21 protein-coding genes are annotated in these 23551 nt (G+C 74.3%); 9 read left to right on the forward strand and 12 right to left on the reverse strand.

All coding sequences use genetic code 11. From position 1 onward, the window contains the following. Window positions 1–41 precede the first annotated feature (41 nt). The 8 genes from trxA to WMF11_RS11550 form a co-directional block, all read right to left on the reverse strand. On the reverse strand, window positions 42–683 hold the full coding sequence (gene trxA, locus WMF11_RS11515; RefSeq protein ID WP_044964524.1) for a thioredoxin: 642 nt from the start codon (window positions 681–683) through the stop codon (window positions 42–44). Between the two features lie 162 nt (window positions 684–845). Next, a complete protein-coding gene (locus tag WMF11_RS11520; RefSeq protein ID WP_437551859.1) occupies window positions 846–1838 on the reverse strand; it encodes an ABC transporter permease in 993 nt (330 codons plus the stop codon). Further along, entirely contained in the window at window positions 1835–3364 is a 1530-nt protein-coding gene (locus WMF11_RS11525) for an ABC transporter permease subunit (RefSeq protein ID WP_437977482.1), read from the reverse strand. The genes WMF11_RS11520 and WMF11_RS11525 overlap by 4 nt, the downstream gene beginning before the upstream one ends. Before the next feature lie 16 nt (window positions 3365–3380). Beyond that, entirely contained in the window at window positions 3381–5000 is a 1620-nt protein-coding gene (locus tag WMF11_RS11530; protein ID WP_437979302.1) for a trypsin-like peptidase domain-containing protein, read from the reverse strand. Continuing rightward, on the reverse strand, window positions 5000–6109 hold the full coding sequence (locus WMF11_RS11535) for a S1 family peptidase (RefSeq protein WP_437977483.1): 1110 nt from the start codon (window positions 6107–6109) through the stop codon (window positions 5000–5002). Before WMF11_RS11535 ends, WMF11_RS11530 begins: the two co-directional genes overlap by 1 nt. 1 nt (window position 6110) lies before the next feature. Continuing rightward, the gene (locus WMF11_RS11540; RefSeq protein WP_437908456.1) at window positions 6111–7913 is read right to left on the reverse strand and encodes a Stp1/IreP family PP2C-type Ser/Thr phosphatase; all 1803 of its coding nucleotides are present in this window, start codon (window positions 7911–7913) and stop codon (window positions 6111–6113) included. Further along, window positions 7910–9871 carry an FHA domain-containing protein gene (locus WMF11_RS11545; protein WP_437977484.1) on the reverse strand — a complete coding sequence of 654 codons (1962 nt, stop codon included), beginning with the start codon at window positions 9869–9871 and terminating at the stop codon, window positions 7910–7912. Before WMF11_RS11545 ends, WMF11_RS11540 begins: the two co-directional genes overlap by 4 nt. Before the next feature lie 74 nt (window positions 9872–9945). Next, window positions 9946–10788, reverse strand: coding sequence for a hypothetical protein (locus WMF11_RS11550; RefSeq protein ID WP_437977485.1), 843 nt, complete (start codon window positions 10786–10788; stop codon window positions 9946–9948). Between the two features lie 269 nt (window positions 10789–11057). Between WMF11_RS11550 and WMF11_RS11555 the strand changes: the two genes are divergently transcribed. Continuing rightward, window positions 11058–11450 carry a hypothetical protein gene (locus WMF11_RS11555; RefSeq protein WP_437551866.1) on the forward strand — a complete coding sequence of 131 codons (393 nt, stop codon included), beginning with the start codon at window positions 11058–11060 and terminating at the stop codon, window positions 11448–11450. 48 nt (window positions 11451–11498) lie between these two features. Here WMF11_RS11555 and WMF11_RS11560 read toward each other — a convergent pair whose 3' ends face one another. From WMF11_RS11560 to WMF11_RS11575, 4 genes are read right to left on the reverse strand one after another with little or no spacing between them, the layout of a single operon-like run. Further along, the gene (locus WMF11_RS11560) at window positions 11499–12614 is read right to left on the reverse strand and encodes a tetratricopeptide repeat protein (protein ID WP_437908460.1); all 1116 of its coding nucleotides are present in this window, start codon (window positions 12612–12614) and stop codon (window positions 11499–11501) included. After that, complete coding sequence (gene ltaE, locus WMF11_RS11565; RefSeq protein ID WP_437977486.1) at window positions 12611–13714, reverse strand: low-specificity L-threonine aldolase; 1104 nt, start codon at window positions 13712–13714, stop codon at window positions 12611–12613. Before ltaE ends, WMF11_RS11560 begins: the two co-directional genes overlap by 4 nt. A 59-nt stretch (window positions 13715–13773) precedes the next feature. After that, window positions 13774–15348: a GMC family oxidoreductase N-terminal domain-containing protein gene (locus WMF11_RS11570; protein ID WP_437977487.1), complete on the reverse strand. Its 1575-nt coding sequence runs from the start codon at window positions 15346–15348 to the stop codon at window positions 13774–13776. Further along, window positions 15345–15866: a hypothetical protein gene (locus WMF11_RS11575; protein ID WP_437977488.1), complete on the reverse strand. Its 522-nt coding sequence runs from the start codon at window positions 15864–15866 to the stop codon at window positions 15345–15347. Before WMF11_RS11575 ends, WMF11_RS11570 begins: the two co-directional genes overlap by 4 nt. A gap of 279 nt (window positions 15867–16145) precedes the next feature. Here WMF11_RS11575 and WMF11_RS11580 point away from each other — a divergent pair, with 279 nt between their 5' ends. The 8 genes from WMF11_RS11580 (at window position 16146) to WMF11_RS11615 (ending at window position 23536) form a co-directional block, all read left to right on the forward strand. Further along, window positions 16146–17726, forward strand: a complete 1581-nt coding sequence (locus tag WMF11_RS11580) for a hypothetical protein (protein WP_437977489.1) — start codon at window positions 16146–16148, stop codon at window positions 17724–17726. A 320-nt stretch (window positions 17727–18046) separates the two neighbouring features. Continuing rightward, complete coding sequence (locus tag WMF11_RS11585; protein ID WP_437977490.1) at window positions 18047–18544, forward strand: Spy/CpxP family protein refolding chaperone; 498 nt, start codon at window positions 18047–18049, stop codon at window positions 18542–18544. A gap of 16 nt (window positions 18545–18560) precedes the next feature. Next, complete coding sequence (locus WMF11_RS11590) at window positions 18561–18797, forward strand: hypothetical protein (protein ID WP_437908466.1); 237 nt, start codon at window positions 18561–18563, stop codon at window positions 18795–18797. A 58-nt stretch (window positions 18798–18855) separates the two neighbouring features. Continuing rightward, window positions 18856–19542: a response regulator gene (locus WMF11_RS11595; RefSeq protein ID WP_437977491.1), complete on the forward strand. Its 687-nt coding sequence runs from the start codon at window positions 18856–18858 to the stop codon at window positions 19540–19542. Continuing rightward, complete coding sequence (locus WMF11_RS11600; RefSeq protein ID WP_437977492.1) at window positions 19539–21002, forward strand: HAMP domain-containing sensor histidine kinase; 1464 nt, start codon at window positions 19539–19541, stop codon at window positions 21000–21002. Before WMF11_RS11595 ends, WMF11_RS11600 begins: the two co-directional genes overlap by 4 nt. A 55-nt stretch (window positions 21003–21057) precedes the next feature. Continuing rightward, window positions 21058–21432 carry a response regulator gene (locus WMF11_RS11605; RefSeq protein ID WP_437908468.1) on the forward strand — a complete coding sequence of 125 codons (375 nt, stop codon included), beginning with the start codon at window positions 21058–21060 and terminating at the stop codon, window positions 21430–21432. A 115-nt stretch (window positions 21433–21547) separates the two neighbouring features. Next, entirely contained in the window at window positions 21548–22690 is a 1143-nt protein-coding gene (locus tag WMF11_RS11610) for a hypothetical protein (protein WP_437977493.1), read from the forward strand. A gap of 369 nt (window positions 22691–23059) precedes the next feature. Then, window positions 23060–23536 (forward strand): hypothetical protein, encoded by a 477-nt coding sequence (locus WMF11_RS11615; protein ID WP_437977494.1) that lies wholly within the window; start codon window positions 23060–23062, stop codon window positions 23534–23536. The last annotated feature ends 15 nt before the right edge of the window (window positions 23537–23551 follow it).

The following is a 23551-nucleotide window of genomic DNA, read 5'->3' on the forward strand; positions in this document are numbered from 1 at the left end:
CCGAGCTCGCCGAGCGGCGCTGCGTCACCCTGCCGTAGCGGTCAGTCGGGGCGCTGGATCGGGAGCGCCTCGGCCTCCCACGAGAGGAAGCCGCCCTCGAGGAACGCGACGGGCACGCCCTCCTCGGCGAGCTTCGCGGCGACGTCCTTCGACTTGTCGCCGGAGCGGCAATAGAGGACGGGCGCGCCGGCCAGCATGTGGAGCTCGGCGAGCCGGCCCTCGATCTCCTCGATCGGGATGTGCACAGCGCCCGGGATGTGGGCGCGGCCGTAGGCGGGGGTCTCGCGCGTGTCCACGGGGACCACTTGACCCTCCCGGATCAGCTGCGCCAGCTCGGCCGCCCGGATGGCGCCCTCGGCGCGCGGGAGGAACGGATCGAGCAGCTCGCGGAGCTGCTTCCGGTTGAGGACGCCCTGCTCGGCGGCCACCGGGCGGCCTCGATGAAAGACCATGAACGTCGGGACGGCCTGGATGCGCAGCGTGGTGGCGATGCGCTTCGACCGGTCGATGTCGACCTTGACCACCTTGGCCTTGCCTTCGAGCTCGCGCGCGATGGCGTCGACCTCCGGCGCGACCGTCTTGCACGGTCCGCACCAGGTGGCGGTGAAATCGATGAGCACGGGCAACTCGCTGCGGAGCACCTCGCGCTCGAACTCCTGCTCGTTGATCTCGGGAACGGCCATGGCGGGCGAATTCATAGCGGGCCTTTCTTGCGAGATCGAGCGGCGCGAGGGCTCCGCCGCCGAGATCGCGGAGATGAACGGGATTTCAGCGCAATTTCGGCGCGCGAGAGCGCTGCACGGCCGGCGGCGCCTGCGGACGTGCAGCCCCCGCGCCCCGCCCCGTCAGCGCGGGACGCGCGCGCGCACGGTGCGTGTATCGATGGAGTCGCGCAGGGCGTCGGCGATCAGGTAAGAGCCGCCGACCGTCGCCAGGAGCAGCACGAAAGGGAAGACGAGCAGCCGGATCTCGCTCGGGTGCCGCGCCGCCTGGCCCAGCGTCTCCCCCCACGAGGCCACGCGCGCGGGCGCGCCCATCCCGAGGAAGGAGATCGCCGCCTCGAGCAGGACGACGGACGCGACGCCGAGCACCGAGCTCACGATCACGGGGCCGAGCGCGTTCGGGAGGATGTGGCGGTAGAAGACGCGCAGCCGGGTGCTGCCGAGCGCGTGCGCGGCCGCCACGTACTCCTCGCTCGACGCGCGCAGCACCTCGGCGCGCACGAGGCGCGCGATCTCCGCCCAGCGGACGAAGGCGACCGCGAGCACCAGCGACAGCGCGGAGGGCTCGCGCTCGATCGCCCGCACGATGGCCACGACGAGGATCGCCGGGAAGGTGTCGACCGTCTCGACGAGGCGGACGAGGCCGTCGTTCCAGACGCCGCGCAGCGTGCCCGCGAGCCCGCCGAGCACGACGCCGAGGAACATGCCCACGAGCACCGCGCTGAGCGACAGGCCGAGCGCCGTGCGCGCGCCGTAGATCAGCCGCGCGGCGAGATCGCGGCTCTCGAAGTCCGTGCCGAGCGGGTGGTCGAGGGACGGCGACGCGTTCGGGCCGGCGTCGGTGCGCTGCTCCGGGCCGTAGCGGATGGGCGGCCAGATCGCGAAGCCCTCGAAGCGCACCCTGAGCTCGGCCTCGGTGAGCGACTCGAGCGCGGCGCCCTCGGTGACCGCGGGCAGGATCTCCGCGCGGCCCGGCCCGAAGCAGGCGATGGGCGCGGGGGCGGCGAGGAGCTCGGCGAAGATGGCGAGCAGGGCGAGGACGCCGAGCAGCACGGCGCCGATGGCGACGCGCTTGCTGCCCACCATCCGGCGGAGGAACGCGGTCGCGTGGGTCACGCCTCGCTCCTCCGCGAGAGCACCGCCGGGCCGAGCCGCGGATCGACGAGCACATAGGCGAGATCGGTCGCGATCACGCCGAGCGCGGCGATGGCCGCGGCGCCGATCGAGATGGCCATGAGCCAGCTCACGTCGCGCGCCTGGACGGCGAGGAGCGTGAGCTCGCCGAGCCCGTGGAGCTCGAAGACGCGCTCGACGACGAAGGCGCCGCCGAGCGCCATCGGCGGCTCGAGCATGGCGAGCGTCACGACCGGGAGCACGGCGTTGCGGAGCCCGTGGACGGCGATGGCGCGCGCGGGGCCGGCGCCGCGCGCCCGCGCGGCCCGGACGAAGTCCTGCGCGAGGACCGCGACGAGCGCGGCGCGCTGCTGCCGCGTCGGCGCGGCGACGAGCGAGAGCGCGATCATGCACGTCGGCAGGAGCAGGGATCGCGCGCCGCCCGAGAGGAGCGCGGCGGCCACGGCCACGACGGCGGTCGGGAGGACGGCGGCGGTGAGCACGGCGGCCGCGATCGCGGAGTCGCTCCGCCGGCCCTGCGAGGCCGCGCTGAGCGCGCCGAGCGGGATCGCTACGGCGTAGGCCAGCGCGATCGCCCCGAAGACGAGCGCGAGGGTGACGGGCGCGCGCCGCGCGAGCTCGTCGAGCACCGGCTCTCCGGTCGCCGCGACGCCGAGCCGGTGGGTGACCGCGCCGAGCGCCCACTTGCCGTAGCGGGTCTCGAGCACGGTCGCCGCGAGCTGCGCCGGGCCGGTGAACACCTCGAAGTCGCTGCGGTACACGTTCCAGAACGACCTCCACCGCGTGACGCACGCGCGGGCCTCCGCGAGGTCGTCGCCCGGGGCGATCCGGTCGTCGATCTCCGCGATGTGGGCCGCGACGTCGACGAGGGCGCGCGCTTGCTCGAGCGTGGCGGCGTCGCGCGGCGGCGGCAGCGCGGCGATCACCGCCTGGAGGGCGAACGTGTCGAGCTCCAGCAGCTCGGCGGCGCGCGACGCGGAGCCGTAGCGGACCAGGCGCCGCACGGCGCTCCGGACCGACGCGCTCCGGAACTCGATGCCGCGGTCGTCCCAGAAGCGCGTCCAGAACGCGACCGCGTGCGCCGGGTCCGCGGCGTCGTCGGCCCGCGGCAGGCCCATCCGCTCCGCGACCGGCGCGAGCGCGAGCGCGACGCGGGTGCGCGGCTCGGGCGCGAGCGCGTCGAGCGGCAGGATGTGCGGCAGCGCGGCGCCGCCGAGGCGCCGCAGCTCGTCGGCGGCGGCCGCCGCGTCGTCGCCGCCCGCCGCGATGGCCTGCGCGGCCGCGAGGGCGCGCAGGCGCACGTCGCGCGGCGCCAGGTTGATGAAGCGCGGCAGGTCGAGGAAGCGCTCCCGGCGGAGCCGCGCGAGCTCCGCGCTGGAGAGCGAGCTGGCGAGCAGCGGATCGTCCGTCGGATCCGGGACGAAGGAGAGCACGAAGAAGGTCAGCAGCGAGACGCCGACGAGGGTCGGCAGCGTCCAGAGGAGCCTGCGGAGCGCGTGGCGGAGCATCTCTCTCGGCCCGGAGTCAGCGCAGGATGGCGTCGAGCAGGTCGATGCGCATCCCGAACTTGTAGGGGGAGGCCTTTACCACCTCCATCTTCTGGCCAGAGATCGTCTCGTCGTTGCCCTCGAGGTACCCGCCGGCGTTGATGCCGATGACCTTGCCCTGGCCGTTGAAGATGGGGCTCCCGCTCATGCCGCTCGTGCTGCGGGCGTCGTGCTGGATCAGCCAGGCCTCCGCCGCGGGCGCGGGCCGGCCGTTCGCGCCCGTGATCCGGCCGATGTTGGCGGCGAGGAACGTTGCGACGGGGTTCGCGGTGTCCGTGAGCCGCTCCGGGAAGCCGATCAGGTACACGTCGTCGCCGGCGCCGGCCGCGGCGAGCTCTTCCCGCGTCGCGAGCTCGAGCACGGCGGCCGCGCGCCCCGCGATCGTCACGGTGCCGATGTCCGGGGTGAGCTGATCCGCGCTGTCGCGGTACTGCGGGTGCGTCCGCATGCCGGTCACGGCGAAGCTTATCTGGCCCCGGCCCTCGTTCTCGAGCGCCGCGATCGCGCCGCCCCGGCGCTTGGCCGCGGTGATGCAGTGGGCGTTCGTCACGAGGACGGAGGGCCGCACCGCGAACGCCGTGCAGAACCCCTCGCGCCCGGCGGCGAGCATGAAGATCCCCTTCCTGGAGCGGTCGTGGAGGTTGCGCCCGAAGTTGGCGTTCGAGGGGTGGAGCGTCCCGAGGCGGCGCTCGATCTCCTTGCGCCGGGGGTCCTCCGGCGAGAGGCCCGCGAGCTCCCCCCGCAGCTGGCTGATCTCGTCGTGGGAGGAGCGGTTGTAGACGATGAGCGCGGCGAGGCTGGCGAGCGCGATCAGGAGGAGCGCGGCGAGGATGTAGGTCGTGCGGCGCTGGCCTGCCGTCGCGGCGTGCACCTCCTTGTGGAGCATGGCGTTGATCTCGACGGTGCCGCGGGGCTTCGCGCGCCCCGTGGCAGCCGCGACGGCCGAGGAGATCATCATGGCGATCGTCCGCTCGCCGACCCGCCGAGCTCCGGCCGGCGGCGCCGCCGGGACGTGCCCAGGGGGGGCGGCCGCGGGCGCGGGGTACGCAGCGGGCGCCGGGTATCCAGCGGGCGCGGGGTACGCAGCGGGCGCCGGGTATCCAGCGGGCGCGGGGTACGCAGCGGGCGCGGGGTACGCGGCGGGCGCCGGGTATCCAGCGGGCGCGGAGTAGCCCGCAGTGGGCACGGGGTACGCGGCGGGCGCGGGATGGCCCGTCACTGGCGCAGGGTAAGCGGCGGCAGGAGAGGGGTGATGGGCCACAGCGTGCGCCTGCGGCGGACCCGACGTGCGGCGCTCGACGAGCTCGAGCCGCACCCGCGGGCCCTTGGCGCCGAACGTGATCTCGTCGCCCGACGCGATCGGGTGCCGCTTGATCCGCTGCCCGCCCGCGTAGGTCCCGTTGCGGCTGTCGAGGTCGTAGAGCACCCAGCCCGCCGCCTCGAGGCGGGCCTCGGCGTGGTGGCTGCTCGCGTCGCGATCGTGGTTCGGGTCGAAGACGACGTCGTTGTCCGGCGCTCGACCGAAGCGCACCGCGCGCCGGTCATGGATCTCCACAGAGCCGGCGTTGCGCCCGAAGGTATGTACGACGCGTAACATCACGGCGCCGGGACCCCCTGCAGCAGATCGATCCGCATCCCGATGCGGAACGGCGAGCTCTGCGTCACCGTCGCCTTCCGGCCGTCGATCGTGACGTTGTCCTCGTCGTCGATGTGCGCCGCGTGGATGCCGATGACGTGCCCGTACTGGTTGAAGATGGGGCTCCCGCTGTTGCCCCCGCGCGTGACGGCGTCGTGCTGGATCAGGACCGCTCGGTCCGGCGTCGTCGCCTCCTCGTCGATGCCGGTCACGCGCCCGATGCGGCCCTCCAGGAACGTCGCCGAGGGGCTCAGCGGGTCCATCAGGCGACCGGGGAAGCCGATGACGTAGGCGTCGTCGCCCGGCCCGATGGCCCGCAGCTCGGCGTCGTTCGCGAGCTTCACCGTGCGCGTCGCCTTGCCGGCGATCCGGAGCAGGGCGACGTCCGGCGAGCCGGCGCCCGCCTGCCCCGGCTTGTACGCCGGGTGGGCCGACATCGCGACGATGGGGAAGCGGATCTTCCCCATCGAGTCGTTCTGCGTGACGATCGAGGTGCCGCCGCGGGCGCGGCAGTCGCGGACGCAGTGAGCGTTCGTCGCGAGCAGATCGGGCGCGATGGCGAACGCCGAGCAGCAACCGCCGATGCGGTTGTCCACCTTGTAGCCCATCACGTAGAGCGCCAGCCTGTTCTGCTCGAAGATGGCGCGCCCCGAGAGCACCTGCTCCGGGATCGCGCCCGACGGGCGCGCCGCGGGCGCGATCCCCAGGCCGACCTCGCGCGCCAGCGCGTCGGCCGCCTGGCGCGACCGGTACGTGACCACGAACGCCACGGCCACGGTGACGAGCGCCGCGGCGACGCCTAGCCCGAGGAGCAGGTTGTGGCGCGACACCTTGCGCCTCGCCTCGTCCGCCTTGGCGCGCACGAGCGCGAGCGCCTTCTCCTCGCGCCGCATCGCCTGCACGACGGCATCCTTGACGATGCGCTGCGCGGTCTCGACGTCGACGCGGCCGTCCGCGTCGGGGCGCCCGGGGGGCCACTCTTCCTGCGGGGCGGCCGGGGTCTGCCGGCCACGCTTGTCGTTGCTGCGCAGCATCGCGGTGGGGGGCGCGCGCACGTGCGCTACGCGCACCCTAACGAAGCAGGTAGTAGCCGGCGATGGTAACGCACGCGACGGCGCTCACGATCATCAAGATCACCAGCCACTGCGGCGCGCCGTCGGTCGGGATCATGATCGGCTCGTCGCCCTGGACGGGCGCGCGGGCGTTGCGCTCGTCCAGCGCGTCGTCGGGCGGCAGGGGCGAGGCGACGTGGTCGTAGTCGTCCCCGTCGTCGTCCATGTCGCTGTCCGCGCTGCTCAGCCACGATTTCGGCGAGGGGGGGCGCTGCGAGATCTTCTTCTCGTCGAGCTCCTTCACCTTGCGCGCCGGCTCGGACGCGGCGGCGTTCTGGGCCAGGAGGTGCTCGGGCAGCGCGTACTTCTGGTAGCGGAGGTCCTCGATGTCCTCGAGCTCCGGCACGGCGAGCCCGTCGCCGTCGAACTTCGCGACCACCACCGTGATGTTGTCGTGCCCGCCGGCCTGGTTGGCCCGATCCGTCAGCACCTTGCAGGCCTCGATCGGATCGTCGACGCTCCGCAGCACCTCGCGGATCTCCTCGTTCCGCACCATGCCCGAGAGCCCGTCGGAACAGAGCATCAGCGTGTCGCCCCGCTTGAGCTCCACGAAGGTGAGGTCGACCTGCACCGAGTCCGCGGTGCCGAGCGCCTGGAGGATGATGTTGTTGTGCTCGAAGGTCTCGGCCTCCTCCTCGGTGAGCTGGCCCGCCTCGATGAGCTGGTTCACGAGCGACTGGTCGCGCGTCACCTGCACGAGCCGATCGCCGCGGAGGACGTACGCGCGGCTGTCGCCGACCTGGCCGAGGAACAGGTGATCGTCCATCAGCGCGGCGATGGTCGAGGTGGTCCCCATCCCCCGCCGGGTCCGATCGAGCTTCGCCTCGCTGAAGATCCGGAGGCCCGCCGCCTCGATCGCCTGCACCAGCCGCGCCGCGAGCTCGTCGTGGTTCTCCGGGGGACCGGCGACGCTCATCCGCTGGTAGATGATGTCGACCGCGAGCTGGCTCGCGACCTCGCCGGCCGCGGCGCCGCCCATGCCGTCGCACACGCCGAGCAGGGCGCCCCGCTCGCCGACGACCTGGTAGCGATCCATCTCCATCAGGCCGCGGCTCGCCTTCGTGAGATCCGCGACGATGAAGTTGTCCTCGTTGTGCTCGCGGACCTGGCCCACGTCGGTCCGGCCGAACAGCCGCAGCACGACCTCGGGGCGACGCGGCTCGTCGGGCGGTGTCGCCGCGCCGTCCATGCCGTCGGGGCGCTGCCCGCCCTCGTCAGGCTCGCCACCCCCCGGCGCCTCGCCCGCGAAGCGCCCGCCGTGGGCGGCCTCCGCAGCAGGGGTCTCGTCGAGCGCGCCATCGTACGAGGCGGCCGCGAGCGAGGCGTGCGCCTGAGCGGCGGCCGGCGGAGCATCGGGGGTCACTGCGTCTCCGAGGTCGTCCGACCGTGCGGCGCTTCCATCCGTTTCCTCCTCGCGCGACCCGCCTGCGGTGAGCCGCACCCGCGGCGGCGGAGGGAGCTTCCGCCCGACCTTCTCCGGGCTCGATGTGCTGGGCGCCTTCACGGGCTTCACGGCGATGCCAGCCTTGTGCGCGGCGTTCGCGGCCGGACGCGTCTTGGGCGGCGGGGGCTTCCAGTTCACGGGCTTGCCTGCTTCCACAGACCCCGCCTTGCCGGGCTCGAGCGACGCGGCGCCGTGCGGGGAGTCATGAAGCGCCTTGCCGGCGTGGCTGCTCGAGTCGGTTCCTGCGGACGTCGCGCCGGGGAGCCCCTCGACTTCCAGCGCCTCGGTCGGCGTTTCGCGGACGGTCTGGTCGCTCATCGGGGGAGATCCACGCGGAACAGGTGCTGCCCGATGCGCACGAAATCGCGATCGAGGAGGCCGACGTCCTCGCGGATGGCGACGTAGGTCCCGTTCGACGAGTCCAGGTCGCTGAGCGTGAACTCCCCCGTGGCCGGGTTCCTCCGGATGGCGGCGTGGCGTCGCGAGAGGAACGGATCGGCCGTGAATACGATGTCTCCCGTCTCCCGTCCGATCACCGTCTCATCCCGGTAGAGGTGGTACACGTCCCGCGTCACGCCCTCCACCGTCCGCTGGCAGAGTCTCGCCCGGCGGTGGATGGCGGGCGAGCCAAACAGCAACGTTCCATGCTGGATGGCATGGCCGAGGCCTCGCTCGCCGTCGTTCACGGTCTGAAACTGTAACACCTCGAGGCCCAGGAGGAGCAAGTCGCCATCTCGGAGGGGGTGCGTCTTACGGATGCGGAGGTAGATGCGGTTGACGCTGCCCAGGTCACGGAGAACCCAGGACCCTTCCTGCGGGATGATCCGCGCGTGCCGCGGCGAGACGTACTGGTCGTCCTCGAGGAGGATATCCCCCTCGGTGCGGCCGATGTCGATCTGCGGCCCCGCCAGGGGGAAGCTCTTCCCCTCGGTCCCGTCTTCGACGATCACGATGAGCTTGCCCTCGAGCGCTCGGGTCGGCTGGGTGTCAGCCGGAACCCACGCCGGCGGGCGAACCGAGAGGGACGCGCGCAGCGGCGCGAGCGGCCGCTGGGAGGCCGGCGGCGCGCTGCTCGCCTCATTCGAGATCGGCCCGGCGGGCTCGGCAGTCTGCGGGGGCCGCTGCGGGTCGCGCCGGGCGTCCGGGGCGAGCGCGGGCGCGGGCTGCGGGCGTTCGGAGGCGGCCCTGGAGGGGCGCTCGGAGGCGGGCCGCTCGCCCTCGAGGGGCGCACCGCAATATTTGCAGAACCGCGTGCCCGCCAGGCACTGACCGCGACAGCGCGCGCACTCGACCGGCGGGACGGGAGCCCGCTGCGACGACGCGATGTCGACAACCGGCGAGCCGACGATCTTGTCCGCGTTGCTCCCGCTGGCCGCGGGCGGGGGCACGCGCGCTGGGGGCAGGGCGACCGGGGGCAGCGGGGGCGGAGCCGGCCTGGCCGGCGCGCCGGCCCGTTGATGCGCGTCTACGGCGCCGGGGCGCTCGTCGCGCGCCGCGGGCGGCGGCGCGGCCTCCGCAGGCGGCGCGTGCCGGGGCGCGGCGGGCGTGACGTCGTGGAGACCTCGCGCGGTCGTCCCGATCTCCTCGTGGGGCGGGGGCGCCATGTACGGCGCGCCAGGGGAGAGCGCGGTGCCTGGCTCGCCGCGCTCTCCCCTGGCGCGCTTCGACACCTGGCTCGCCGGCTGCGGGGCGCCCGCCGGCGCTCCGCCTTCTCTCCTGTTCAGCGCCGCGCCGCACGTAACGCAGAAGCGGTAGCCCGGAGGGTTCTCCCCGTTACAGTTCGCGCAGGAGAGCCCCAGGATCGCGTCGGTGATCGAGGGCGTCGCGGGCGGCGCTGGCGCGTCACCCCGCTCGGTGACCCTCGGCCCTTGCAGGGCTGGCACCATCTGGATCGCGCTGTCCAGCGCGCCAGCAGCCGGCGTCGCGGCGCCCTCGCGCGCCGGGCGCGTGGCGCCCTCGGCGCGGCCGTGCACCGCCGGCATCGCTGGCTCCGTCCTCGCCGCGCTGAGCGGGCTGAAGGAGAACACGGGCGCCTCCGGGCGAAGGCGCCCCGGCGCGCCGCGAGGCCCCGGCGCCCTGGCGGCCGCGCGGGCGTCGTTCGCCGGCGGCGCCTCGGCCTGCGCGGGCGCGGGCAGGGCCGGGAGCGACACCTGCGGCAAGCCGCTCGGCGGCGTCGGCGGGACGACCCGCGCCTCTCGAGCCTTCAGCCGTCGGCCGCAATCCTGACAGAACGTCAGATCGCCAGCGTTGTCGCGGCCGCACACATCGCAGATCACGCTGCCGAGGGGACCGCGGAGCGACGGTCGAGTCAAGTAGCCGGTGCGTTCTCTCGAGCGGACAGGGGAACCGCTCAGCGCCGGCCGACCTCGGTCCGCACCTCGAGAAGGAGCTCGAAGCCGACGAATTGCGCGATGGCGGTGGCCCGCTCGTAGTTGGCCGTGTCCCTCCAGCCAGCGAGGAGCACCGGCCGGTACACGCAGCTGACGCCGAGCACCGCGCGGCGCGAGACCTCCAGCTCGACCCCGACGCCGCCGAAGATGAGCGCGCCGCCCGTCTCGACGCCCCACTCGTTCCCGTAGGCGACGCCGCCGACGCCGGCGGAAAAGTAGGGAGCCGCCCGGTAGCCGATGTCTGGCAGGTACCTCATCTCGGCCCGGAGCTGCTGGAAGATTCCAAGCCGGTAGAGGTTGCTCGAGTCCATCTTGGTGAACTGGTACGCGCCGCCGAAGTACCAGGGGCCCGGCGAGCGGTATCCGCCGCGGATCGCGAGCCCGCCTCCGCTGCCCAGGATGCACGCGTAGAGGGGCCCGGAGCGCGGGCAGGCAGCGCCAGGATCGAGGCTCATCTCGGCCACGAGGGCGACGCCGTACTGCACGTACTCGACGTGCAGCGGCGGCGGTCGGGAGGCGAGCTCGACGCGCGGCTTGACGGCAGGCGCTGGCTCGTGCTCGGCGGCGGCCTCGCCCCGTGCCGCGTCGAGCCGAGCGCTCCCGTCGGGCGTGGCGCGGCCGTCCTCGGCCCCTTCGCCGGGGCCTCCTCCCGTCCGGCCGCCGGGGGGAGCGCCTGGCGCGGCGTCGTGGAGGGCGCCCTCGGCCCGGGGGTGCGGAGGCGCGGCCCGCGCTGTCAAGGACAGCAGGGCGCCGGCCGCGATGATCGCGGCCGAGAGCGCGCCGGGCGGAGATCGCAAACGCACGAGTCGTTTGAGATACGCGAGAGATCTGCCGCCGGCAACGCTCCTCCGTCGCGCGGGCGCGGGAGCGCGCCCGCGCCGACCTCCGACGTGGGCGCGCGCGGCCGCCTGGGGCACCTCCGCGCCTCTACGTGCCCGCCGCGCCTCCTTCGCGTCTCGCGCGCCCCCCAGGAAAAGACGCGACGGAAGGGGGAGGCGAGCGGTCTCTTGAAGCTCGACACCATACGCCGCTTGACGGCAGCTGCGAGGGTCGCCTAAACGAAGCCACCTTCATGGAGATTCACCTCGACAAGCGTGCCGTAAAGCAGATCCGCCTCTCTGCGGCGGATGCCGTTGAGGAAGGCGACACCGAAGCGCTGCGCGAGGACGTCCTCGAGGCGTTCTCGGAGGAGCAGGTCGAAGAGATCGAGCGTCGTCTGGACAGCGGTGATTTTTTTGAGTTCTTGACCGACGTGCTCGACGAGTGGGGGGGCGACGACGTGGACGAGCTCTTCGAGCTCCTCGAGACCCAGCTCGGCGACATCGGCATCGATCTGAAGTACGAGCCGCGCGAGGACGACGACGACCTCGACGAGGCCGACGACGATGACCTTGCCGACGACGACGAGGACGAGGACGGCGACGACGACGCTGAGCTGGAGCCCGAGGACGACGAGGACGACTGAGCGCGGTCGGCCCGCCGCCGCGGCGGCGCGCCGCGCGGCGTCCCCGCGTCAGGGGTCCTTGCCGCCGTCGAGCTCGCGGAGGATGTAGTCCGCGCACGGGCGAGGCGCCGCAGGGAGCGACGGACATATCGCGTGCGCGCAGCGCGCGTAGCGCGAGTCGGGGAGCTCCCGGGCAATCCGGGCCGCGGTGGCGCACGCCTCGTCGTTCCGACCCTCCTCGCGCCACAGCTTCGCCTCGGCCCAGAGCGCGTCGTCGCGCAGGATGGACGCGGGGTGGTCCGTGTAGAGCTTGCGCAGCTCGCGGCGCGCGGCCGCGCGATCGCCGAGCGCGTCGCGGTAGAGGCGCGCGATCTCGAGCTGCGCGTCGTCGAACTTCTCGCGGTCGTAGCTGCCGGTGACGGCCGGCTCGCGCGCCGAGAGCATCTCCCTCAGGTAGCCGATGGCCTCCTCGGGGCGCCCGAGGGACGCGGCGAGCTCCGCCGCGTGGAACAGGGCGTCGTCCGTCAAGCTGCCGACCGGATACGGGTGCGCGCGCGCGGCGGCGACGAGCGCGCGCAGCGCGGCCTCTCGATCGCCGCTCCGCTCAAGGACGAGCGCTGTGTGGTAGGCGACGTCCTGATCGAGCTCCGTCCCGCGGAGCGCGGGGCCGTGCTGCCGCAGCCACGCGAGCGCGCCCGCCGCGCCGGCGCGGTCTTCTTCGCGCTGGATGAGCCGCTTCAGCGCGTTGCGCGCGAGCCCGTGCGACGGGCGGCGCAGCGTCGCCGCCAGCAGCATCGCGTAGCCCGCGTCCGCGTCGCCGTGCTCGATCGCGAGATCGGCGAGCTCGAACTCCGCGCGCTCCGAGCGCGGCCCGCGCGGCGAGTCGGCGAGCAGCCGCTCGTACGACGCGCGCGCCTCGCCCCAGGACTCCGCGCGCTCGAACGAGCGCGCTTGCATGAGGCGCGCCTCGTCGCGGTCCTTCACGCGCAGCGCCTGCGACGCGGCGTCGTCGAACGAGCGGGCCGCCTCGCGGTAGCGCCCCGCGTGGTAGGCGCGCTCGCCGGCGGTCATCGCGGTGAGGTAGGCGTCGCCGCGCACCGGCGCGCACGCGGGGCCGAGCAGCGCGGCGATCGCGATCGCGAGGGCGAGCGCCGGCGCGGGGGCGTTCCTGGGGCGGCGGCTCATGCGCGCGCGCCCTCGGCGCCGCGATCGCGCGGCAGCGCCAGCACCTCGGCGAGCGCCTCGGCGAGGGCGCTCGCCGCGGGCGCGACCTGCTCCGGCGCGAGATCGAGGTGGGTTACGGCGCGGACGGCGCTCCGGCCCGTCGCCCCCACGAGCACGCCGCGCCGCCGGGCGGCCTCGACGAGCCGCTCGGCCGGGATGCCGGGCGTCTCGATGTAGAGGATGTTCGTCTCGGGCTCCTCGATCGTCGCGGGCGGCGCGCCCGTCGCGGACCGCCCCACCGCGCGAAAGGCCGCCGCGCGCATCGCCCGCGCGATGGCGCGCGCGGCCTCGTGGTCCTCGGCGATGCGGCCCTGGTGGTGCGCGAGCGCGTACAGGGCGGCGGCCGCGAGCACGCCGGCCTGCCGCATGCCGCCGCCGAGCATCTTCCGGAAGCGCAGCGCGGCGCGGACCACGTCGGCGCTGCCGCACAGCGCAGAGCCGACGGGCGCGCCCAGGCCCTTCGAGAAGCAGACGCTCACCGTGTCGAACGGCGCGGCCAGCTCGGCGGGCGTTCGACCGGTGGCGACCGCCGCGTTCCAGAGGCGCGCCCCGTCGAGGTGCAGCGCGAGCCCGTGCGCGCGCGCGACCGACGCGATGGCGAGCACGTCCTCCTGCGGGAAGACGCGGCCGCCCGCGCGGTTGTGGGTGTTCTCTATCGCGACGAGGCGCGTGCGCGGGAGGTAGTACTGCGGCGGCTTGATCGCGTCCTCGACGTCGGCCGCCTTGAACAGGCCGCCGCGCCCGGCGAAGACGAACTGCACGCCGCTCCAGGCGGGCGCGGCGCCGCTCTCGTAGAACGCGCAGTGCGCGCCCTCGCCCGCGATCACCTCGTCGCCGCGCTGCGTGTGGCAGAGGAGCGCGATCTGGTTGCCCATCGTGCCGCTCGGCACGAAGAGCGCCGCCTCCTTGCCCGTGAGCTCCGCGACGCGCTCCTCGAGCGCCCGCACGGTGGGGTCCTCCCGGTACACGTCGTCGCCGACCTCGGCCGCGGCCATGGCGGCGCGCATGGCCGCGGTCGGTCGGGTGACGGTGTCGGAGCGGAGATCGATCGTCGCTTGCATCCTGGAACCTCGGCTGTCGGCGTCGGCCGACGTTGTAGCACCGCGTGGCGCCGCGCCCGCTACGCGGGGCTCGCCGCCGCGAGCCGCGGGAATCGCTCGGCCATCCGCCATGCGATGCGCGTCGCCATCGCCATGATCGGCACCTGAGAGTTCACGCCGATGCTCGTGGGGAGGATCGAGCCGTCGGCGACGAAGAGCCCCGGCAGCGCGAAGCACTCGCCGCTCTGATCGACGATCCCGCGCCGCGGATCGTTCGCCACCCGCGCGCTCCCGAGCGGGTGGAACGCCATGCACTCGATGCGGCGCGCGTCGATGGCCGCGCGCTCGGCCGCGCGTGCGGCGTCCATCGACGTGACCGGCGGCGCGCCGAGCAGCGCGGTGTAGACCTCGCGCGCGCCGGCGGCGAGCGCCATCTCGCTGAGGATCGTGATGGACCGGCGGAGCCGCGCGAGGTCGCGCGGCGCCATCGCGTACGAGACGAGCGGCTCCCGGCCGGGGCCGGGGCGGACGCGGCCGCCGCCCTCGTCGTGGATCATGGCGCCGAAGACGGCGCAGCGCGACAGCGTGGCGGCGCGACGCCGCAGCGCGGGCCCGACGCCGGGCAGGCCCGCCGCGAGCACGTTCACCGCCGAGTAGACGCCCACGAGCTTGATCCCCTCGGCGTCGAAGTGGTCGGAGTAGACGCTCTGGAGCGCGCCGTCCCAGCCGTTGAGCGCGTCGTCGAACCGGGCGACAACGCGCACCGCGGGGTGCAGCGTCACGCCGTCGCCGAGCCCGGAGCTCGCCCCGAACGCGCCCGTCGCGCGGAGGAGCAGCGGCGTGTGCAGCGTGCCGCACGCGGCGACGACGGCCTTCGCGCGCACCCGGAACCGGCGCGGCGAGGCCCCGGGCTCGCCGCCGAGCAGCCTCCCCTCGACGCCGACGGCGCGCCCGCGCTTCACGGCGATCCGCTCGACCAGCGCGTCGGCCACCACGCGCGCGCCATGCGCGGTGGCCGACGGCAGGTAGGCGACGTCGACCGAGCGCTTCGCCCCGGCGGGGCAGGTGAAGTTGCACCGGCCGTTGCCCTCGCACGCGTCGCCGGTGTTGCGGCGGAGCGGGCGCATCGGGATGCCGAGCCGGCTCGCCCCCTCGACGAGCCGCGCCGTCGAGGCGGAGCGCAGCGCCTCGGGGACCTCGCGGACCTGTAGCCGATGCTCGACGCTGTCGTACGCCGCCTCGAGGGCGCGCTCCGACAGCTCGTCGAGGCCGAGGTCGCGGGTCCACCGCGCGTGGACGCTGCCCGGGATGCGGAAGCACACCCCGCCGGTCACGACCGACGATCCGCCGACGGCGCGCCCCAGGGTGAGCGAGATCATCGGCGTCTGGCCCACGCCGAACGCCGTGAACAGGCCGGCCTCGCGGAACAGCCGCCGCACCGACTCGCTGGGCTTCCAGCGCTGGTAGTCGTCAGGGCGAACGTAGGGGCCCTCCTCCAGCACGATCACGCGCCGCCCCGCCTCGGCGAGCAGCGCGGCGACGACCGCGCCGCCGGCGCCGGAGCCGACCACGACGACGTCGCACGCCTCGTCGAACCCCGCGGGCAGGTCGCGCCCGCGGACGATCGGCTCGCTCGACGCGATGCCGCCGTTCACGCGCCGCCCCCGGCGCCGAGCCCGGGCAGCCTGCGCCGCGCCGCGGTGCTCTCGCGGTCGAAGCCCGTCAGCGCGAGCTCCGCGCCCTGCTCGAAGGCGGCGATGCACATCGGCACCTTGAAGGCGAGGAGCAGCATGGCGAGGAGCCCGGAGCGGCTCGACTCGAGCGCCTCCAGGTACGCGAGCCGCCGGCCGAGAGAGAGCCGGCTCATCCGGCCGAAGGCGCCGATCACGAAGGGCGGCAGCAGCTCGAGGCAGGCGGCCAGCAGCGCGAAGCTGCGCCGGGTCTCGGGGCTGCCCTGCCGGAGCGCGAGATCCAGCGCCGCGACCGCGCGCTCGCACACCTCGGCGCCCGGCGGGGCGAGCTCCCCGCGCTCGTCCTCGTCGCAGAGCATCGCCTCGGCGGCGGCCCACGCGACGCGCCGCGCCCACGGCGAGAGCCCGCGCCCGGCGCGTTCCCACCGCTCGATCCCTCGCGCGGCGCGCCCGGGCGCGCTTCCTCCCCCATCCAGTTGCATGGCCGCGAGAGCCTAGCCCGGATCGACGCAGCGCCGAGGTCGAAGGCGGCGCGCGACGGGGTCGGGTGATCCCGGGCGCTTGGCTCGGCCACGCGGACGGCCTGTTCGCGTGCCATTGCAGAACGACATCCTGACGGTCCGCTGAAGGCGCGCGCCGTGCCGCGTCGAGCGCTGCGCCGCGGCGCGCGGATCGCTCTTCGCGGCCGCGCGCGGGCTGGCTGTCCGCCGCGGATCCGGTTCTGGTATTGAGCAGTGCGGCCGGGGGAGCACGGAGGAACGATGGCGGAGCGATCGCTGCAGCACCGGGATCCCGATAGCAAGGACGACGAGACGCTGAGGAGAGAGGCGCGCGTGCACCTCGCGAGCGAGCCGGCGCTGCAGCTCGTGGCCGAGCTGATCGCGCGGCTGCGCGAGCTCGATCTGCCGTGGTGGACGCCGGTCAAGCTGCGCGATCAGTTCGGCGCGGTCGAGCGGATGGGCTGGTTCCGCGAGCGGAGCGACGTGCGCCAGCAGATCACGACGTCCCTCACCGGCCTCTCGCCCAAGGCCGCCCGCCGCAAGACGCCCGACTTCCAGGGCGCGCTCATCGACTCCGTCATCGACGAGGGCGACATCACCCCGCGCGCGTTCGAGGACGCGTTCGACCCGCGCGATCTCGCCGTGTACGGCCCCGCCGGCGGCTACTGGCAGTTCTTCCGGGACTCGATGCCGTGGGATCAGGACACGCCGCAGCTCCAGGAGATCGTCGCCTGGCTGCTCAAGGCGCTGCTCGCGGATCGCAGCCCGTTCGAGGGCATCGGCAGGACGCCGATCCTGACGCCGTGGGACGTGCGCACGGCGATCGACGGCCGGCTGTGGCAGACCCGCATCCCGCTCGAGATCCGCGTCGCCATCGACAACGCGCGGCTCAAGCAGGAGCGCGAGCGCCCGGGCGTGCCGTTCCACGCCGACGGCGAACTCGCGATCGCCGGGCCGGACGTCATCGCCGCGAACATCCCGCCGCGCGACATCCTCCCCGTGGTGCAGCTCGCGCAGAAGGCGATGCGCTTCGACGGGCCGCGGGCCGCCACGCCGAAGGCGGCGGCGCCGGTGGAGCTGTCGTCCGGCCGCGGCGGCGCGCCCGCTGCCGCTCCGCCGGCCGGAGCAGCAGCGCCTGCATCGGCGCCGGGGGCCTCCGCCCCCGTGTCGAAGCCGGCGGCGTCGGCGTCCGGCGGGCCCGTGTCGGGCCCGGCGGCGTCAGCGCCTGTGTCGTCCGGCGGCGGGCCCGTGTCGGCGCCGGCCTCCGGCTCGTCCGGCGGCGCGCCCGACGCGGGCCAGGCCGGCAAGGCCGGCGTGAGCGCCGCGCTCTTCGGGGCGGCCGGCTCGCCGCCGGGGGGCCTCGCGGCGTCGGTGAGCAGCCCGCCGGCCGGCTCCCCCGCGGGGCCGAAGGCCGCCGGCGGCATCACGCCGCCGAGCGCGATCGCCGCGAGGCCGCTCGCAGCGGCGGGCGCCGCGGCGGCGGTCTCACCGCAGGGGGGTGAGCCGTCGCGCAACAGGCTCCCGAGCGACCCTGGCACCTCGTCGGCGCGCGCATCGACGCCGCCCCCTCCGGCGGTGCGCCCGTCGACGCCTCCTGCGCCGCGCGCATCGACGCCGCCCGCGCCCCCGGCGTCGCGCGCGTCGACGCCGCCTGTGCCGAGCGCCTCGCCGGACGGGGCCAAGGTCGAGTCGCTCGACGACCTCGAAGAAGAGGAGGACGACGACGAAGACGGCGACCGCGGCGCGCCCGAGAGCGAGCGCACGAATCCGTGGGCGACCTCGGGCGACGGGAAACCCAAGGACGACCTCGACGACATCGGCGATGTCGAGTCGGTGAAGTAGCGCCGCCGGGGCGCGGAGCGCCGTCCGCGAGCGGATGGCGCGCCCCTCCGTCATGGCGCCGCGCCGCGCTGCCCGCGGCGATCTTCATGTTTCTTCACACGCGCTCCTGAACATCCTTCACACGCGCTGCGCAGCTTCGAGGTGTCCCGGAGCCGCGCGTCTGCGGCTCCGGTCGTTGCTGCCCGGGGCGGCGCCCGCATTCGGACGAACCGAAGCCGCGCGCACACGCCCCGTGCACGGATCGACGGCGGAGACGCTCACGGAGGGTACGCATCATGCTGGGATTCGTGGTTGGAACGGCCTGTCTGATAGGCCTCGTCATGACGTTGAAGCGCGGCTGCAGGTACGACTGCGGTGCGCCCTGGGGCGCTGGGCCGAGCTTCTTCGGGCGGCGTGGCTTCGGGGGGCACGGCTTCCGCCGTCGCTTCTTCCTGTCCTTCCTCTTCGATCGGCTCGGCACCACGCCGACGCAGGAGAAGGTCATCGTCGCGGCCATCGACGAGCTCCGCTCCGCCGCTGAGGCGCAGCGGAGCGAGATCCGCAGCACGCGCGCGGACGTCGCGGCGGCGATGCGGAGCCCGAGCTTCGACGAGACGCGCCTCGGCGAGCTCTTCGCGCGCCACGACACGGCCATCGAGTCGCTGCGCAGGGCCGCGGTCGGCGCGCTCGGGAAGGTCCACGCCGTGCTCGAGGACCGCCAGCGCGAGCAGCTCGCCGATCTCATCGAGATCGGGCCGGCCGCGTTCCGCGACATGTGGTCCGGCAGGGCCGGGTGGCGCGGCGACGATCCCTACAGGACCCACGGCCGGTGGGCGTGAAGGAGGGGATGAGACCATGATGCGACGCCAGATCACCATCGCGCTGCTCGCGCTCGGCGCCGTCGCCGGCTTCGCCTCCGGCTTCTCCTCGCTGCGCTGCCGGGCGGAGGCCCGCCGCGACGCCTTCCAGCGCCACGTCGCCTCCATCTGCGTGGACGCCGCGCGGGAGGCCGATCGCTCCTGGCCGCGGGGCGCCCCGCGCGCGGTCCACGCGCCCGCGGCGGCCGACGCCGACACCGGCGCGGGCCCCTGAGCTATACAAGGGGTGAGCGGCGGCCGGTCGCCGCCGCACCTGCCCCCCGGGTCCTTCCATGGCGCTGCGGCTCCTGCTCATCGACGACGACACACGGCTCCACGCCTTGCTCGCGAGCTACCTCGAGCAGAACGGGTTCGCGGTGACCGTGGCGTGCGACGGCGCGCGCGGCCTCTTGGCGCTCGCCGCGGGCACCTTCGACGCCGTCCTGCTCGACGTGATGATGCCGGGCATGGACGGCATCGAGGTCGTCCGCCGCATCCGGCAGAAGAGCTCGATGCCGATCCTCATGCTCACCGCCCGCGGCGACGAGGCCGATCGCGTGGTCGGCCTCGAGATCGGCGCCGACGACTACATCGCGAAGCCCTTCAGCCCGCGCGAGCTGCTCGCGCGCCTCCGCGCGGTGCTGCGGCGGGCCACGCCCGACGCCGCCGGCGAGCGGATCGTGGCCGGCGACATCGCCATCGACGTGCCCGGCCGCGTCGTCACCGTGTCGGGCAAGCCCGCCGATCTCACCGGCATCGAGTTCGACATCCTCGTCGCCCTCGCGCGGCGCGCCGGCCGCGTCGTCGCCCGGGACGCGCTCCTCGAGGAGGCCGGCCGCGGCGACGTCAACGTCGGCGGGCGGACGGTCGACGTGCACATCTCGCACCTGCGGCAGAAGCTGTCCGACGACCCGAGGTCGCCGAGGCTCATCAAGACGGTGCGCGGCGTCGGCTACGTGCTCGCCAAGGACCGCGTGTGAGGAGGCGGTACCGGTCCTGGCTCTACGAGAACGGGCGCAAGGTCTCGATCGGCCGCTTCCTGAGCGCGCGGCTGCACCGCCGGATCTTCATGTGGTTCGGCGCGACCATCCTGATCACCGCGCTCGCCGCCGTCGCCACGATCGGGGCCATCGATCGCGTCGGCAACTCCGGCTGGCGGCGCGAGCACGCCCGCGCCCAGTCGTTCGTGGCCCACGAGTTCGAGCGCGTATGGGGCGATCCCGCGGCCCGCGACGCCCTCGCCCGCGCGTTCGCCGAGGATCTCGAGATTGATCTGGAGCTCGTCGACGTGGCCGGGCGGCGGCTCGCGAGGTACGGCCAGCCCTGCCGGGCGCAGACCCTGGTCGCCCCGGTCCGCGACGAAGGGGGGCCGCTCGGCACGGTGCTCCTCTGCCCCGCCCGCGGCCGCTCCGGCGGATCGCTCCGGTTCGCCCTGCCGCTGCTCGCGGTGGCCATCGTCATGTGGGGGGCCTCGGGCCTCATCGCGCGCCGCCTCGCCCGCCCGCTCGTCGATCTCGCCCACGTCGCGCACGAGATCGGGGCCGGCAAGCTGTCGAGCCGCGTCCGGCTCGACTGCCACGGACAGCAGGGCGAGGTCGGCATCGTCGCCGAGGCGGTCAACGACATGGCCGCGCGCATCGAGCGCCAGATCGCCGACCAGAGAGAGCTCCTCGCCGCCGTGTCGCACGAGCTCCGCACGCCGCTCGCCCGCATCCGCCTGCTGACGGAGATGGCCCGCGAGGGCGGCGGGCCGAGCGCCTGCGTGCTCGACGACCTCGACCGCGAGGTCATGGAGATCGACGCGCTCGTCGGCGACCTCCTGGCCAGCTCGCGCCTCGACTTCGCGGCCCTCACCGTGGCCAGCCTCGACCCGGCCGAGGCCGGGATCCGCGCCCTGGAGCGCGCAGGGCTGGATCCGACGCTGCTGGAGGTCGTCGAGGGGACGCCGTCGCTCCAGGCGGACGCGACGCTGCTGGCGCGCGCCCTCGCCAACCTGCTGGAGAACGCGCGCGCGCACGCTGGCGGGGCCGAGCGGCTGCGGGTCCGTCCGGGCGGCCAGCGCGGCGTCGTCTTCGAGGTCGAGGATCGCGGGCCCGGGTTCGCGGACGGGGAGGAGACGCGCATCTTCGAGGCGTTCTTCCGGCGCGAGCGGGGGCAGGGCGGCGAGAGCGGCGCCGAGCGCGGCTCGCTCGGCCTCGGCCTGGCGCTGTGCAAGCGCATCGCCGAGGCGCACGGGGGCCGAGCGTTCGCCGAGCGCCGCGAGGGCGGCGGGGCGCGCGTCGGCATCGAGCTCGCGCTGCGTCCGCCAACCAGCGCCGCGCGTCCACAGGGACGCGACAGGGAAGCAGACAGAGCAAACAGAGCAGACAGAGCAAACAGAGCAAACAGAGCAGACAGAGCAGACAGAGCAGACAGAGCGGCCCGCCCTCGCCGCGCGTAGCGTTCCCGCTTGACCGGGCGATGGGGCGGGTGCGACGCTCCCGGTGCTCGCGACCATGCGAATCCTCCTCTGCGAAGATCAGGACGCGATCCGGCGCATGATCGAGGCGCTGGTCGGAGCGAGTGGTCACGAGGTGATCGGCGTGGGCACCGGCCGCGAGGCGGTGGAGCGCGCCCTGACCGAGCCCTTCGACGTGCTGCTGCTCGACCTGATGCTGCCCGGGAGCATGGATGGCTTCGAGGTCTGCGAGCGCCTCCGCGCGCACCCGGGCACCTCCAGCCTGCCGATCCTCGTGATCAGCGCCCTCGACGATCACGAGGCGCGCGCCCGCGCCTTGAAGCTCGGCGCGACCGCCTACTACGCCAAGCCGTTCCGGCCCCTAGAGCTCCTGGAGCACATCGGCGGGCTCAAGGCCACGCGGCGGGCCTGAAGCGGGGCCCCGCCCCGGCGGGAGCCGTCCGTCCGGCGCAACGCAACGGAGCGCTGGAACATGGCGCCCGATTTGGCTACACCCGGCCGTCATGCACACTCGGTGGCGCTGGGTCATGGCTTCGACGCTCGCGGCGGTCGCCCTCTCGGGGCTCGCGGGCTGCGAGGGGGAAAAGAGCAAGGCGCAGGTCGCCGCCGACGCCGGCGCGCTCGACGCCGGGCCGGCGCTGCCCGTCGTCGGCGGCAAGCTGGGCGCGGAGCTCGCGGAGGCGGCGTCGGGCAGCACCGAGAAGAAGGGGCCCGCGGCGGGCGGCACGGCGGGTGGGCCGCCGGAGAGCGGCGTGTTCTCGGCGTCCGAAGCGGCCGCCGCGCTGCCGAAGGACGTGCCTTACAAGATCGAGGTCATCGGCGACGGCAGCGAGCCGCGGGCCAGGCTCGCCCCGAAGATCGACCCGAAATCCGAGCAGAAGCTCGACATCACGCTCGGGCTGCGCATGGGCGGGCCGCAGGGGCTGCCGAACCTGGAGCTCGGCGTGAGCTTCAAGGCGGAGAAGCCGGCGGACGCGCCCAAGGAGGGCGCGGCCGCGCGCGTGGCGTCGACGGCGAGCGCGGCTCCGACGAGGGTGATCGCGAAGATCACGTCGGCGATGCTCGCCTCGATGTCGATCGGCGGCCCGCCGAAGCAGCTCGCCGACGCGCTCGCGAAGCTGAAGGGGAGCGCGCTGCGGTACGAGCTCTCGCCGGCGAACGCGGTCAGCAACCTCCAGTTCGAGCTCTCCAAGGACGCCGATCCAGGTCTCCAGCCGCTGATCGGCGCGCTCGGGGAGGCCATCACGCTCCTCACGCCGCCGCTCCCGGACAAGCCCGTCGGCGCAGGCGCCTACTGGATGGTCACCGATCGCGTGGTGGCGTCGGGCGCGCAGCTGCTGGTGCTGCGGTACCGGGTCTTCAAGATCGAGAAGGTGGAGGGAGGTGTCGTCTCGCTCAGCGTGGACACGCGGCAGTACGCGGAAGGGGCCGACCTCAAGCTGCCGAGCCCGAACGGGGAGGTCACGATGACCATCGACCGGCTCGACTCCTCGGGCAAGGGCACGCTCACCTGGTCGCCGTCGAGCTTCGTGCCCGGCGTGGCCGACGCCTCGCAGCGGCTCCAGGCGTTGCTTGTGCCGCCCGGCGCCACCGCCCAGCAGGCCGCCGCTCAGCGCAGCGTCGCCCAGGTGGAGCTCACCGCGAAGTTCGCGGCGCCGGCAGCGCAGTAGCGCCGGTCCGCCGGGCGGGGGCGCGGCAGCTCTCGCCGGGGCCACGCCCTGCCGCCCGGGGCACACGGAGCGGCTCTCGCGCATCGGGCGGTGTGAGCGCATCGCCCTGGCGGCTGTGCACTTCCGTGCGGGCGTTCGCGCCTGCATCTCCCGCCCCGCGGCCGTGCTGCCTTCCAGGACGCAGGCGTGCGTCCCGGTCGCTGCCCGCGAGCCATGGAAACCATGGCAGCCGCGACCAACCCTGGAGCGCCGCCGAGGTGCCGGGGGTGTTGGCTAATCCCGTGCATGAGCGCCCGTGCGGGGAGGCGTGACGGCTGTCCGACCCGGCTGCCAGAGGCGGGTGAGCAGACCGAGCCACGGTGCAGACGCATGGCGTACGGGTGCGAGCGGAACATGCGCGGGTGCAGCCTCGAGGCGTACATCGAGGAGCCGGGCCTCACGGAAGGGCAGCGCCGGCGGCTGCGGCTGTTCCAGACGGTGGAGGAGGCCGTGAGCCGTCGCGTGGAGCGGCTGTGCACGTCCAGCGAGATCGAGGTGACGGACGCGGCCATCCTCGTCGTGTCCCCGGCGGCGCGCCGAGCGTTTTTCCGGATCGACGCGCGGGGCAGCGCGGAGGCGCCGGGCGCGGGCGTCATCGTCGACCACCGCGCGCGGCTCCACGAGTTCCTGCACGCCGTGCTGCCGCCCGTGGACGAGGCGCCGTTCGATCCGTACGTCGACCTGCTCGCGCCGTCTCCGCCCCAGTGCGTCCGCGTGCTCATCGTGGACGAGGACTCGCTCACGGTCCTGAATTACGGCGCGTTCGTGGTGGTGAACCTCGACCGCAGGGAGATGCCGAAGGCCTAGCTCCTGCGTCGGAGG

Source organism: Sorangium sp. So ce295 (genome assembly GCF_051527405.1).
Taxonomy (GTDB): Bacteria; Myxococcota_A; Polyangia; order Polyangiales; family Polyangiaceae; genus Sorangium; species Sorangium cellulosum_B.